Origin of the sequence: Janthinobacterium sp. NKUCC06_STL (assembly GCF_019345455.1) — a bacterium.
GTDB classification, from domain to species: domain Bacteria; phylum Pseudomonadota; class Gammaproteobacteria; order Burkholderiales; family Burkholderiaceae_D; genus Janthinobacterium; species Janthinobacterium rivuli.
Genome location: NZ_JAHKQY010000002.1, coordinates 144,267 through 158,025 on the forward strand (window position 1 = coordinate 144,267; position 13,759 = coordinate 158,025).

Here is a 13,759-nt window from a genome sequence, read left to right on the forward strand (position 1 = left end):
TGATGGCGGACCTAAAATACTTCCCAGTCGCCCGCATCGGCGGCGGCCGGGGCCGTGTTTCTGGCCTGGCCTGCGGGGCGCGTGGCGACCAGCCTGAGCGTGGCCTTGTGTTGTGCGGGCCGCCGGGCTGAAGGCGCCTGGGGCGCTGCGCCGGCTTGCCCATGCGCCAGCTTGAAGGTGGCCACCACGCCGGCCAGGCTGGCCGCCTGCTCCTGCAGCGATTGCGATGCCGCCGCCGCTTGCTCGACCAGGGCCGCATTCTGCTGCGTGACTTCATCCATCTGCGTGATGGCGCGGTTGATTTCCTCGATGCCCGTGCTTTGCTCCACGCTGGCGGCCGAGATTTCGCTGACGATGTCGGTGACGCTGCGTACCGTGTCGACCACTTCCGTCATGCTCGCGCCGGCCTGCCGGACCAGCTTGCCGCCTTGCTGCACCTGTTGCACGGAGTCGCTGATGAGCACCTTGATTTCCTTCGCGGCCGCCGCGGAACGGTGCGCCAGGTTGCGCACTTCGGTGGCCACGACGGCAAAGCCGCGTCCTTGTTCCCCGGCGCGCGCCGCCTCCACGGCCGCATTCAGTGCCAGGATATTGGTCTGGAAGGCGATGCCGTCGATGACGCCGATGATGTCGGCGATCTTGTTGGACGAGCTGTCGATCGCTTCCATCGTGCGTATCACGTCGCCCATCACCTGGCCGCCCCGCTGCGCCTTGTCCGAGGCGCTGACGGCCATTTGCTGGGCCTGGCGGGCGTTGTCCGCATTCTGCCGCACGGTGGCCGTCAGTTCTTCCATGGCCGAGGCGGTTTCTTCCAGCGAGCCGGCTTGCTGCTCCGTGCGCGCCGACAGGTCCAGGTTGCCTGCCGCGATCTCGCTTGACGCCGTGCTGATGGTGTCCGTGCCGGAGCGCACTTCGGCCACGATGCGCACCAGGCTCCCGCTCATGTCCGCCAGGGCCGTCATCAGCTGGCCGACCTCGTCGGTCGAGGCGGCGCGGACCTGCACGCTGAGGTCGCCGCCGGCGATGGTGCGGGCCACGCCGATGGCGCCGTCCAGCGAGGCGGCGATGCGCCGCGCCAGCAGCAGGCCCATGCCGGCCACCAGGGCCGTCACGGCCAGGGCCAGGCCGATGGCAATCCAGCGCGCGCTGGCAGCGGCCGCGGCGCCGTCGGCCGCACCTTTGGCGGCCAGGGTTTCGTTGTAGCGGTGGTGGGCGGCAAGGGCGTCGACCAGTTCCTTGATGATGGGCTGGCTTGCCATCAGCAAGTCGCGTGCCGCGCCGGGTTCGCCCGCTTTCGACAGGGCCAGCACCTTGTCGCGCAGCGTGTCGTAGCGCAGCAGCACGGCGCGCTCGGCGGCCAGCAGCGCGCGGTCCTGTTCATCGGTGATGTCTTCTTTTTCATACTGGTCGAGTGCCTTGCCGACCGCCGCGCGCGCTTCCCTGATGCCCGCTTCCAGCTTGGCTCGTCCGGCCGCGTCCTTGCTGGCCATGTGCTGCCAGACGGCCGTGCGCATCTGCGCGAACGGCACGAACGCCTGGTTCAAGGTCAGCAGGCTGGGAACGGTGTTGACGGTGGCATAGCTGGCCGCCGTGTACACGCGGTCCATCTGGTAGATGCCAAAGCCCGCCAGGGCGGCCAGTCCAAAGACGACGGAAAGGATCAATGCGTACAGGCGTTTAGCGATGGTCATGATGGGCGCCGCTCCAGGGAAAGTGGAAATTCATGGAAATGCTTGGTCTGTCTGTTTGTTATTTTACGATATAAATTTGTTTTATTCGAGAAATTTGTTGTTTATTTATTTTAATCGATGTTTTTCATCAAAATCGCATGATTGTGACGGGCTGGACTGTCAGCACGTGTATAAAAAGCCACACGGCAGGCAGCCGATGCTCTGGCGTGTGGCATGCTTTGCCAATTAGTGAAAAAATGCAATTTCCTTGATCGCCATCAAATACGGTGCGCAGGCGCGTGCCGCCGACTGACTCTTGTAAAGGAGCATCATGACTGCCTCTGCCCGGCCTGGACCCTTGCTTGTCATCACCGCAGTCATCTTCATCTTGCTGGGCCTGGCGCTCCTTGGGGGCGGCGCCTGGCTCGTCAGCCTTGGCGGCTCCTGGTATTACGTCGTGGCCGGCATCGGCATGCTCATCGCGGGCGCGCTCGTGTGGAAGGGGCGGCGCAGCGCCCAACTGTTTCTCGCGCTGCTGCTGTTCGCCACCCTGATCTGGTCGGTGATCGAAGTGAAATTCGACTGGTGGCAATTGCTGCCGCGCCTCGATATCTGGTTCGCCGCCGCTGTCTGGCTGCTGCTGCCGTTCGTCGACCGCCGCCTCGATCCGCCCTTGACGGCCGGGGCGAAACCACGGGACGCGGGCAAGAGCGCGCTGACGGCCGCCGTGCTGGTCACCGCCGCCGTGGGCGTGTTCTCGCTGTTCCAGGACTATTACACCCTGCATGGCGAAGTGCCGGCCGAGAACATGGCCGCCACGCCGCAAGGCGATTTTGCGCCCGGCGTGGCGCCCAACGACTGGGCCGCATATGGCCGCTCCGGCTATGGCGACCGCTACGCGCCGGCCGCTCAGATCACGCCGGCCAACGCGTCGCAGCTGAAACAGGCGTGGGTCTACAACACGGGCGACTTCAAGGGGCCGAACGATCCGGGCGAGATCGCCAACGAAGTCACGCCGCTGAAAGTAAACGGCATGCTGTACCTGTGCACGCCGCATAACATCGTCATCGCGCTCGATCCGGATACGGGCAAGGAAATCTGGCGCCACGATCCTAAGATCAACCGCGACGCGTCGAGCTATCAGCACATGATCTGCCGCGGCGTGGCCTATTGGGATGTGAACGCGGGCCGCGCCAAGGACGACCCGGCGCCCGAGGCGGCCGGCATGGAATGCCCGCGCCGCATCCTGGCACCCACCATGGATGCGACCCTGATCGCCGTCAACGCCGATACGGGGGTAGCGTGCAAAAGCTTTGGCGAAAACGGCGTGATCGGCCTGTACCACGGCATGGGCATGAAGAAGCGGGGCTTTTTGATGCCGACGTCGCCGCCGGCGGTGGCGCAAAATGTGGTGGTGATGGCCGCCAGCGTGACCGACAATTTTTCCACGGAAGAGCCGTCCGGCGTGATCCGCGGTTACGATCCCGTCACCGGCAAGCTGATGTGGAACTGGGATGCCTCGAACCCCGACGACACGGCGCCGATTGCCGATGGCAAGACGTACACGAACAACTCGCCCAATTCCTGGGGCGTGTCCAGCGTCGATGAAAAGCTGGGCATGGTGTACATTCCAATGGGCAATGAAACACCGGACACGTGGGGTGGCAACCGCAATCCCCATGGCGAGAAATACAATAGCGCCATCGTCGCGCTGGACTTGGCGACCGGGAAAGTACGCTGGGTGTACCAGACCGTGCACCACGACATCTGGGACATGGATATCGGCGGCCAGCCGACCCTGGTCGATATCGACACGCCGAAAGGCAAAGTGCCGTCCGTTGTGGCGACCACCAAGCGGGGCGATATCTACGTGATCGACCGCCGCGATGGCAGCCTGGTCGTGCCGGCGCCGGAAAAACCCGTGCCGACGAACAACCCGGCTCCCGGCGACCGCCTGTCGCCCACGCAGCCATTCTCGGCCCTCACTTTCTTGCCCGAGAAAAACATCAGCGAAACGGATATGTGGGGCACGACGCCGTTCGATCAGCTGGCGTGCCGCATCATTTTCCGCCAGCACCGCTACGAAGGGCCGTTCACGCCGCAAACCGTGGCCGAAGGCAAGATCAAGGGCGCCATCATCTCACCGGGTCCGCTCGGTATCTTCGAGTGGGGCGGGGCGGCCGTCGATCCCGTGCGTCAATTGTTGCTGGTGAACCCCGACTACATGGGCTTCCTGGAGCGCCTGGTGCCGCGCGCGCAAGCCAATGCGAAGGGCGGCACGGGCTCGGAAATGGGCTTGCAGCCGCAGACGGGCGTGCCGTTTGCCGTGGAAATCAAGCCTTTTCTTTCTCCGCTGGGCTTCCCATGCCAGGCGCCGCCGTGGGGCTATATCGCCGCCGTCGACTTGCGCACGATGAAAAAAGTCTGGATGCACAAGAACGGCACCACGCGCGACAGCGCCCCCGTACCCATCGCCTTGCCGCTGGGCGTGCCCAGCCTGGGGGGTATCAGCACCACGGGCGGCGGCGTGGCCTTCCTCAGCAGCACGCTCGACTATTACATCCGCGGCTATGACGTTAGTAACGGCAAGACCGTGTGGAAAGCCCGCCTGCCGGCAGGCGGCCAGGCTACGCCAATGAGTTACGTGTCAGACAAGACGGGCAAGCAATATGTCGTCGTCATGGCCGGCGGCCACGGTTCGCTGGGGACGAAGATGGGGGATAGCTTGGTGGCGTTTGCCTTGCCGGATGAGGCGGTGAAGGGGGCGGAGAAAGCGAAGTAAGTAATAAATGTGGGGCTGCGGCATTGCTCGATGGTGCTGCAGCCAAATAGAATGAGATTTTTTGGATATGCGATGATTGTAACTATGGTGGTGCCGAGCAAGTTCACAGTATGAAGGTTAAACGAGGCTGGTATCGCTTGTGGGTGATATGTGCATCTTTTTGGATAATATTTGCATTGATTCGCTGGAACGCCATGTATGAGATCACATATATGGTTAGTTATTATTTTGACCGTAAAGATTTCGCGATTGATGAGGCTAATTCGTTCTGCCCCATTCATATTGCTTTACATCCACAGGAGGAAGAGTCGGAAGTGATGTCGGGGCGCAGTCAGTTAGGCGACACTCGGATGTGGGAACGCGAGATGGAAACTCAGACAGCTAGTGATAATATCGTTTGCAATCCGCCTATCTTGCTTGGTTATGCTGGTCAAGAGAGATCGGCTGATGACATTCATCAATGTCTTCTCAAACGCGTCTCAGCAAGGGGGAAAGAAACTGTAGCGGCAGATGAAAAAAAGAATTTAGAGAAAAAGCAGATTGCTGTTGCAGTTGATGAGTCACGAATCAAGCAATGCATTCGTGAATTTCAGCTTCCCGGGCCTAAGTGGGCAGCATTGGCCCTTACATTTTTACCGCCAACCATAGGCGTAATATTTGTCTTGCTAATGCTGCGAGGCTTATATGTTGCTTTTCGCTGGGTTTGGCGTGGCTTTCAATAAACCCTGAATTGGGGGGGCAGATCCCGCAAATCTGCCCCTATCCATATCAATTCGCCGCCAATCCCAGTTTCAAACCCACCAGCTTGCCCGGCGCGGCCTCCGTTTTTTCCGGCGCGCCCGCGCTGACCCTGGCCGCAGGCGTGCCGTCCTGCTGCAGGGCGGCAAGAATCGCCGCGCTGCGCTGGGTGCCCAGCTTGCTCAAGGCGTCGGCTGGCAGGGGCTGTTTGGCTTCCAGCTGCTCGCGCAAGCCGTTGTAGAAGGCGCCCGTGTCGGCCACTTGCGGCTCGCCTTCGATCAGCTTGCCCAGGCGTTGGAAGACGGGGATTTTTGCCGGAGCCGATGCGGCTGCTGATGCCGCCGATGCCACAGGCGCGGCCGACTCCGCCGCTTTCTTCTGCTTGTCCAGCTCCGCCTTGCCGAAGCGCTCGCCGTACAGGTCGCGCAGGGCGCCGCGTATCTTGCGTTCGCCCAGGTTCAACGGTCCAGGTTCTTCGCCCGCTTCCAGCTTGATGCCGGCCTTGGCGGCGACGGCGCGGCGCACGGCCTGGGCGCGCAGGGCGGCCGCATCCGTGTCGCTGTACTGGCCCGGCACGGCCAGCTTCAGCTGTTCGCGCTTGGCGAGGATTTGCGCCACTTGCTTGAGCTTTTCCCGCTCGGGCGGCAGCAGCACGGCGCTGCCCGCATCGAAGTCGATAGCTTCGAGCTTGTCGGCGCTGATGCCCAGCAAGTTGCCCAGCGCGCGGAACGGCGCCGTGACGATTTTCGTCAGCACATTGCCCACGGCTTTCCAGATCAGCGCGCCATAGCTGAATTGCGGGTCATTCATGTCGCCCGACACGGGCAAGCCCAGATCGATGCGCCCATCGCTATCCTTGAGGATGGCCAGCGCCAGTTCCAAGGGCAGTTTCAAGGCGTCCGGGCTGTCGATGCGCTCGCCCAGGGTCAGCTTGTCGAGCACGATCTGGTTGGTGCCGTCGAGCTGGCGGTTGCGCACCTTGTATTGCAAGTCCAGCGAAATCTTGCCTTCGGCCACCTTGTAGCCGGCGAACTTCATCGTGTACGGCGAGGCGGAGACCATGTCGACATTCTTGAAGACCACGTTCAAGTCCGTGTTGTCGGTCGGGGCGAACGGATTGAGCTGGCCGCGCACGCGGGCCAAGCCGAACTCGTCGATGCGGCCGTCGAGTTCGATCTGGCTGCGCGCATCGCGTTTCGTGGACAGTCCCGTGACGACGCCGTTAAGTTCATAGATCTTGGCGGCGAACTGGGGCCGCAAGCTGAGGTCGGCAAAGTCCAGCTTGGCGTTTTGCAGGCGCACGCGGCGCACACGCACGGGGAAGGCGGCGTCGGCCGCTGGCGTGGCGGTGGCAACGGGAGCCGGCGCAGGTGCAGTGGCCGTGGCAGGCTCGGGCGCCTTGACCAGCAGGCGCTGCGCGTTCAGGCTGCGGTCGTTTTCGATGATCAGCTGGGCGTTCGGTTCCACCACGCGCAGTTCGGGGATGTCGACAAAGTCGGGACCCACGCTGGCTGTCAGCTTGTCGGCGCGCACGCTTTTCCACGAAGCAAAGCGCTTGCCATCCGTTTCATTGAGCACGAGGCCGGCGATATCCACGCCGCCCTCATAGCGTACTTTCGGCGCTTTCGGCGCGCCGCCGCCCGTCGTCAGGCGACCGCTGCCGGAAAGCGAGCCGCCTGCCAGTTTCAGTTTGATATGTTGCGCCAGCAACGGTTGCACGGGTGCCAGGGTCAGCTGTTTCAAATTCAGTTGCGCATCGACGGCGCCCGTGCCCGGCACGAACTTGCCGTTGGCGGTGAGCAAGCCGCCTTCGCGCAGGCCCACGCCCAGCTCGAACGGCAGCGCCTGCTTCATATCATTGCTGACGTTGTGCAGGGACAAACGGGCATCCTGCAGGTTACCCTTGATGCCAGTGCCCGCATCATCGAAACGGGCGCCGAACTTGCTCAGTTCTACCTTGTCTATCTTGGTGGACCAGGGCGCGGATGGCGCATCCTTTGCAGTGTCGGCTTTGCCGGAGGCAAACACGGGCAGCTTTTGCGCAATGGCAAATTCGCCCTGGCGGTTGCGCGCCAGGTCGATCTGCGCGCCGCTGGCCGTCACGGCGCCCACGTGCACGGTATGCGCGGCCAGGTCGATCTTGCCTTCCGTAAAGCCCAGTTGCTGCAGCTTGAATGGCGTTTGCGCGCCCCGTTGCATGGCCAGATCGGCCAAGGCAAAGCTGGCGTTGTCGACCAGCACGCTGTTTCCTGCTTGCCCTTGCTGCAAGCCCAGCTGCAGCTGCAGTTGCAACTGTTTCGCGCTCAATTGCAGGGCCGGCGAGACGGTTTCATCGATGGCGGACACGTCTACATTGGCCAGCGCCAGCTGTTTCAAATCCACCTTCCACTTGCCAGGCTTGGCTGGTGCGGTGGTGGCCGATGCTGCTGGGGCGGGATTACCCGGCAGCATCAGGTTCGCCATGTCGATCTCGCCCTTGCTGTCGCGCCGCACGGCCACCTTGCCGCCGTACAGATTGACTTTATCCACGGTGACCTTCTGGCGCGCCAGATCCACGTTCACGCCGGCGATGCCCAAAGTATTCAGCGAAGTGAATGGCGCACTGTTGCCACTTTGCACCAGCGCCAGGTCGCGCAAGGCCAGGCCGGCACCTTTGACGGTCGCTTCCAGCTTGTCGTCGGCATACGAAAAGGCGTAGGGCAGGCGCGCCGACAGCTTGCCGCTGGTCACTAGCGCGCGCGTGTACGCTTTCAAATACGCGGCCAGGCCGGGCAGGGAGGCGTCGTTGAGTATCAGTTCGCCTTCGCCACGGATCGGGCTGAGCGAGGCCGTGCCGCGCCAGTGCAGCTTGCCGCCGCGCGCCGCATCGGCGCTGAGGCTGTAGCTGCCGTTGGCGTCGGGCAGGGTGGAGATATTGTCGAGCGTAAAGTTGATCGGCGTGAAGTTGTCCGCATAGCCGGCCTTCTCGTCGTGCCAGTCCACTTTGCCTTGTTCCAGCGCGAAGTGGGCGATGACGAGGCGCGGCATGCCGCCTTCGCTTTTTTCCGGATGCTTGCGTTGCCAGGTGGCCAGCACTTCGGCCAGGTTGAACTTGCCGTCCGGCGTGATCGTCAGCTGGGCTTGCGGCGCCGTGATACGGATTTCCGCCAGGCTCCAGGCGCGGCGCACGATGGATTTCCATTCCAGTTGCACGGCCAGGGCGCCGATGGACAGCAGCGGCGCATTGTTTGCACCGGGCGCTTCCTTGAACGCGATCTGGTCCGCTTCCAGGCGCAAGGTAAACGGGTTGAAGCGCACGTCGCCTATGCTGGCCTGGCGCGCGAGTTCTTTTGCTGCAAATTTGGGCAGCTGGTTTTTGATGACGTAGGGCACCAGCCAGAAGCCGGCCGCGCTGTAGGCGGCCAGGGCGCAGCCTGTGCCGACGGCCCAGCGCTGCCAGCGTTTCCAGCGAAATGTTTTCGTCTGCACGCTTTTGTTGTCGATTGTGTTCACGAACTTACCTTTTGATCTTGTTAGATGGCACGTCTTGCGCACCGTGACTGTCAGTATGCCTCTTTGCGGCCTCGTCTGCAAAATCCAAACGTGTTCAAGTGATAACAGGCGCCTAAGGGGGCTAGTTTCTTCTATAAAACTCACACAAACTCACTCTTACTTGATAATGATTCTCATTATCGGTATCATGTCCGCTAACCGTAAGTTCTCATTCGCACCATTTTCTCATTGAAAGCCCGATGTCATGCCTGTCGTCACTCCCCGCACCCGCTTACTTCCAGTCGCCGCAGCCCTGTCGCTGGCCTTCGCTTCCCACGCCGCGCTGGCGATCAATGGGGCTGGCGGCCAGGACGAGCTGACGGCTGGCGATGAGAAAGTCATGCAAGCCGTGCAGGTGACGGGCGCCCGCGCGCAAGGGCTGGTGCCGCTGACCACGGAGGCGGGCAGTTTTCGCGGCGCCAGCATCATGGACGTGCCGTCGACCGTCAACGTGATCACGCGCGAATTGCTGGAGCAGCAAGCCGTGTCCGGCCTGTACGACGCTGTGCGCAATACGGCTGGCGTGACGCGCCAGCAAAACGGGGGAGAGACGTGGGATCAATTGGTGATACGCGGCATCGCCGTGGAAAACCGCACGAATTACCGTCTCAACGGCTCCATGCCCATCATGAACTTCTCGCAAGTACCCATGGAAAACAAGGAGCGGGTGGAAGTGCTGAAGGGCGCCTCGGCCCTGTACTACGGTTTTACATCGCCTGCCGGCGTCGTCAATTTCGTCACCAAGCGGGCCGGCAGCCAGCCCGTCACGAGCATGGGCTTGAGCCTCGACGACCGCGGCAGTGCCGTGGCGAACGTCGACGTGGCCCGCCGCTTTGGCGCACAACAGGAATTCGGCGTGCGCGTGAATGCGGCCGGCGGCACCCTGGGTTCCTACCTCGACCATGTTGGCAATGGCAACCGCCGCTTTATTTCCACGGCGCTCGACTGGCGCGTAACGAACAAATTGCTGCTCAAGGCCGACCTGGAGTACGAGCGCCGCAGGGTGACGGAGCAGGCGGGCGTGGCCTTGCCCACGGCCGTGAAAGGCGTGATCCGCTTGCCGCGCGCCGTCGATCCGCGCAAGCTGATCGGCCCCGACTGGTCGAATTTCGAAGCGCAAACGAAAAACGCGCAATTGCGCGCCGACTACGCCATCGCCGATGGCTGGGCCTTGACGGTGGAGGCGGGCCACTCGGAAACGGCGCGCGACCGCCGCCTGGCCATCTTCCGCCTGAACAACGCTGCCGCGCTGGCCACGGGCGCGGGCCGCATCACGGGAAATATCCAGCACAGCGTGATGGCGTCGGATTTGCTGCGCGCGGAACTGGCCGGCAATTTTAATACGGGCTTCATTGCCCATGAACTGACTCTGGGCGCCTCGCGCACGGACAAATCGCAGGACGCAATCTACCAGAGCAATTACACGATCGCCTCGCAAAACCTGTACAACCCCGTCCCCGTGACGAATGTCGTGTTCGGCCCCAAGCCGACGGCGCCGACGACGGCTGCGCTCGACACGCGCGACACGGGCTTGTACGCGCTCGACCGCATGGTTTTCAGCCCGCAATGGCAAAGCGTCATCGGCGTGCGCCGCAGCAGCTATCAAAGCGACCAGGGCGCCAGCCACTACGACGTCAGCAAGACGACGCCGATGGCCTCGTTGATCTACAAGGCCACGCCCGAGCTGTCGTTCTATGCGTCCACGGCGCGCGGGCTGGAAGAGGGCGAAACGGGCCCGACGGGCACCGTCAACCAGGGCGTCAAGATGGCGCCTGGCGTGAGTAAACAAAAGGAGCTGGGCGCGCGCTGGCTGACGCCGGGCGGCACCTTGCTCTCCGCCGCCCTGTTCGACATCACGCGCCCCGGCTACTACACGAATGCCGGCAATGTGTTCACGTCGGATGGCGAGCAGCGCTACCGGGGCCTGGAACTGTCGACCCAGGGCAAGTTGACGCGCCAGCTGTCGTGGCAGACCTCGGCTCAGTTCCTCGACCCTCGCTTTGCGCACATCAACGCCGACTACAACGGCAAGGCGCCGGAAAACGCGTCGAAACGCACGGCCAGCGCCTTCCTCGCCTACACGTTCGACGCCGTGCCAGGCCTGTCCGTCAACGGCGGCGCGTATTACTACAGCGCCCGTCCCGTCAACGACCTGAACCAAGACTTCCTCGGTGGCGTCAGCCTCTTCAGCGCCGGCGCCCGCTATGCGAGCCGCGTGCTGGACAAGGCCGTCGTGTGGCAGCTGAACGTGGAAAATGCGGCCGGCAAGCGCTACTGGGCCGGCGCCGGCACGCGTTTGGCGTCGGGCGCGCCGCGCGCAATCAAGCTGAGCATGAAGGTCGATTTGTAAGCAAGGTTTGACTTGCGCCCTGTGCGCAGGGGCCTTGCGCTGATACAATGTTGCCATGTTCATCAGCAAAGGCAAGGCCAGCATCGTCCTGTGGATCGCGTGTATCGCCATCTTCCTGGCCACGCTCGCCCCTACGGTGTCGCGCGCGCTGACGGTCGCCAGCGGCCTGGCCGTGCCCAGCCTGGAAATCTGCTCGGTGGCAGGCGGCATGAATATGCTGCCCGCAACATTGTCCACGGATGCGCCCGATACCTCCAAGGGCGGCATGCGCATGGGCGATTGCCCGTGCTGCAGCATGCATGCCGACACCTTGTCGATGCCGCCCACGACCCTCGTGCTCGCTTCCGGAGAAATCCTCACGGGCTTGCTGCCCACGCTGTTCTACCAATCCGCCACACCGCTATTCGCCTGGACGCCCATCCAGCCCCGCGGTCCGCCCGCCGCTTTCTGATCTGTCCTTTCCCTGAACTGCCTTGTGCCGCGCGGCAATGTGCTGTGCTGCGCTTGCGCCTGTTCGTCTTGCCCATACAGAATCTGAAAGCAGCACCATGAAACATTTACCGTTATTGATTTCCCTCGCCATCGCCATGCCTGCCGTGGCGCAATCGCGCACTGAAGACGTTTTGCCCGAAATGAAAGTCATCGTGACAGCGATTGGCGACGGCTACCGTCCCGCCGCCGACACGGCTCTGATGCTCAGCAGCACGCCTGGCTACAGCGTGGCGGCCGGCGGCGGCGTATCCGGCTTGCCTGTCGTGAATGGCTTTGCCGATGACCGCATCAAGATCCGCATCGACGGCATGGAACTGACGTCCGCCTGCGCCAATCACATGAATGCGCCGCTGTCGTATATCGATCCGCAGCAGGTGCAGCGCATCAAGTTGATCGCGGGCGTGACACCCGTCAGCGCGGGCGGTGACAGCATCGCCGGCACCATCGAGGTGCAATCGAACGCCCCCGTGTTCGCCCAGCCCGGCGCGGGCCTGCTGACGCAAGGCAGCTTTGCCGTCTCGGGGCGCAGCGTCAACAACAGCGTGGCGACCAGCGTGAACGCCTCGGCCGCCAGCGACGTGCTCAGCATCGGCTACAGCGGCGCCTACACGCGCGGCCACAGCTATGAAGATGGCCACGGCAACAAGGTGCTGGCCAGCATGTTCGAGAGCATCAACCAGGCCATCGTGCTGGCGGCCAAGCGCGATGGCCAGCAGCTGACCCTGCGCGCCGGCGTGCAGCACATCCCGTACCAGGGTTTTCCGAACCAGTACATGGACATGACGGACAACCATGGCCAGTTCGCCAATCTCGCCTACAAAGGCGAATTCGGCTGGGGTGTGCTGGACGCGCGTGCCTACTGGCAGCAGACGGACCATGAAATGGGCTTTTTCTCGCCCGAGCGCAAGGGTTCGATGCCGATGATCACGCACGGGCGCAACACGGGCTATGCGCTGATGGCCAGCCTGCCGACGGCTGCGGGCGAGTTGCGCCTGGGCCAGGAGTGGCATGGCTTCCGCCTCGACGATTACTGGCCTGCCGTACCCGGTTCCATGATGATGGGACCGCGCACCTATCTGAACATCAACGATGGCAAGCGCGACCGCACCGTGCTGTTTGGCGAGCTGGAAACGCGCCATGATGCGCGCTGGACGAGCGTGCTGGGCTTGCGCGGCGAATCCGTGCGCATGGATGCGGGCGACGTGCAATCGTACGGCACCAATATGATGAACATGCCGGACCTGATGGCCGCCAAGGCCTTCAATGCGCGCAGCCGCAGCCAGCGCGACACGAATATCGATGCCTCGGCGCAAGCTACCTTCACGCCGGATCTTGCCAGCAGCTATGAATTCGCGCTGGCGCGCAAGGTGCGCTCGCCCAACCTGTATGAGCGCTATTCCTGGGGCCGCGGCTCGATGGCGATGACCATGACCAACTGGTTTGGCGACGGCAACGGCTATGTGGGCAGTATCGACCTGAAACCCGAGACGGCTTATACGGCGGCTTTCACGGCCGACTGGCATGGCGGCGGCGAGGAGGGCTGGTTCCTGCGCGTCAATCCCTATTACAGCAAGGTCGACAATTACATCGACGTCGACGTGCTGGCGTCTTTCCACCCGTACATGAAAATGGGCGCCAACGGCAACTTGCTGCGCTTTGCCAACCACGACGCCAAGTTGTATGGCGCCAATCTGGCGTGGCAGTTGCCGCTGGCCAGCAGCGCGCGCTGGGGCCGCTTCATGGCGACGGGCAATGCCGCTTACACGCGGGGCAAGCGCAGCGATGGCGGCGACCTGTACCGCATGATGCCGTTCAACGCCTTGCTGGCCGTCGAGCACAAGCTGGGCGCCTGGAGCAGCCGCATCGAAACGAAGATCGTGGCCCGCAAGGACAAGGTCGATGCGCGCCGCTTCGAGCCGGAGACGGGCGGCTATGCGCTCGTCAACCTGCGCAGCAGCGTGGCATTGAACAAGATGGCCAGCCTGAGCGCCGGTGTGAGCAACCTGTTCAACCGCGCGTATGCGGATCCGCTCGGTGGCGTGTATCTGTCGGGCCTGAAGGCGAACGGCGGCGCGCTGCAAGCCTTGCCGGCCGAGGGCCGGTCGATTGATCTGGGGCTGCAGCTGACGTTCTAAGCGCAATGGCGCCTTCCAGCTGCCGTTGCGGCAGGTGGAAGGCGCCTGCCGAATTCACCGC

The 13,759-nt window shown here is 63.0% G+C and carries 7 protein-coding genes; 5 read left to right on the forward strand and 2 right to left on the reverse strand.

The features are described from left to right. Positions 1 to 11: 11 nt before the first annotated feature. Positions 12 to 1,691 (reverse strand): methyl-accepting chemotaxis protein, encoded by a 1,680-nt coding sequence (locus KO539_RS30575; RefSeq protein ID WP_219308855.1) that lies wholly within the window; start codon positions 1,689 to 1,691, stop codon positions 12 to 14. A 310-nt stretch (positions 1,692 to 2,001) separates the two neighbouring features. Here KO539_RS30575 and KO539_RS09660 point away from each other — a divergent pair, with 310 nt between their 5' ends. Together KO539_RS09660 and KO539_RS09665 are read left to right on the forward strand one after the other, a co-directional pair. Continuing rightward, complete coding sequence (locus tag KO539_RS09660) at positions 2,002 to 4,452, forward strand: membrane-bound PQQ-dependent dehydrogenase, glucose/quinate/shikimate family (RefSeq protein ID WP_219308856.1); 2,451 nt, start codon at positions 2,002 to 2,004, stop codon at positions 4,450 to 4,452. Between the two features lie 194 nt (positions 4,453 to 4,646). Next, on the forward strand, positions 4,647 to 5,174 hold the full coding sequence (locus KO539_RS09665) for a hypothetical protein (protein WP_219308857.1): 528 nt from the start codon (positions 4,647 to 4,649) through the stop codon (positions 5,172 to 5,174). Positions 5,175 to 5,220: 46 nt separating this feature from the next. Here the strand turns inward: KO539_RS09665 and KO539_RS09670 are convergent, their stop codons facing one another. After that, complete coding sequence (locus KO539_RS09670) at positions 5,221 to 8,682, reverse strand: DUF748 domain-containing protein (RefSeq protein WP_374106375.1); 3,462 nt, start codon at positions 8,680 to 8,682, stop codon at positions 5,221 to 5,223. Between the two features lie 244 nt (positions 8,683 to 8,926). On the opposite strand from KO539_RS09670, the gene KO539_RS09675 reads away from it, so the two are divergent. The 3 genes from KO539_RS09675 to KO539_RS09685 all read left to right on the forward strand — a co-directional run bounded on the left by KO539_RS09675 (position 8,927) and on the right by KO539_RS09685 (position 13,698). Beyond that, positions 8,927 to 11,071, forward strand: coding sequence for a TonB-dependent siderophore receptor (locus KO539_RS09675; protein ID WP_219308858.1), 2,145 nt, complete (start codon positions 8,927 to 8,929; stop codon positions 11,069 to 11,071). A gap of 55 nt (positions 11,072 to 11,126) precedes the next feature. Continuing rightward, a complete protein-coding gene (locus tag KO539_RS09680) occupies positions 11,127 to 11,522 on the forward strand; it encodes a DUF2946 domain-containing protein (protein ID WP_219308859.1) in 396 nt (131 codons plus the stop codon). A 97-nt stretch (positions 11,523 to 11,619) separates the two neighbouring features. Beyond that, positions 11,620 to 13,698 carry a TonB-dependent receptor gene (locus tag KO539_RS09685; RefSeq protein WP_219308860.1) on the forward strand — a complete coding sequence of 693 codons (2,079 nt, stop codon included), beginning with the start codon at positions 11,620 to 11,622 and terminating at the stop codon, positions 13,696 to 13,698. The last annotated feature ends 61 nt before the right edge of the window (positions 13,699 to 13,759 follow it).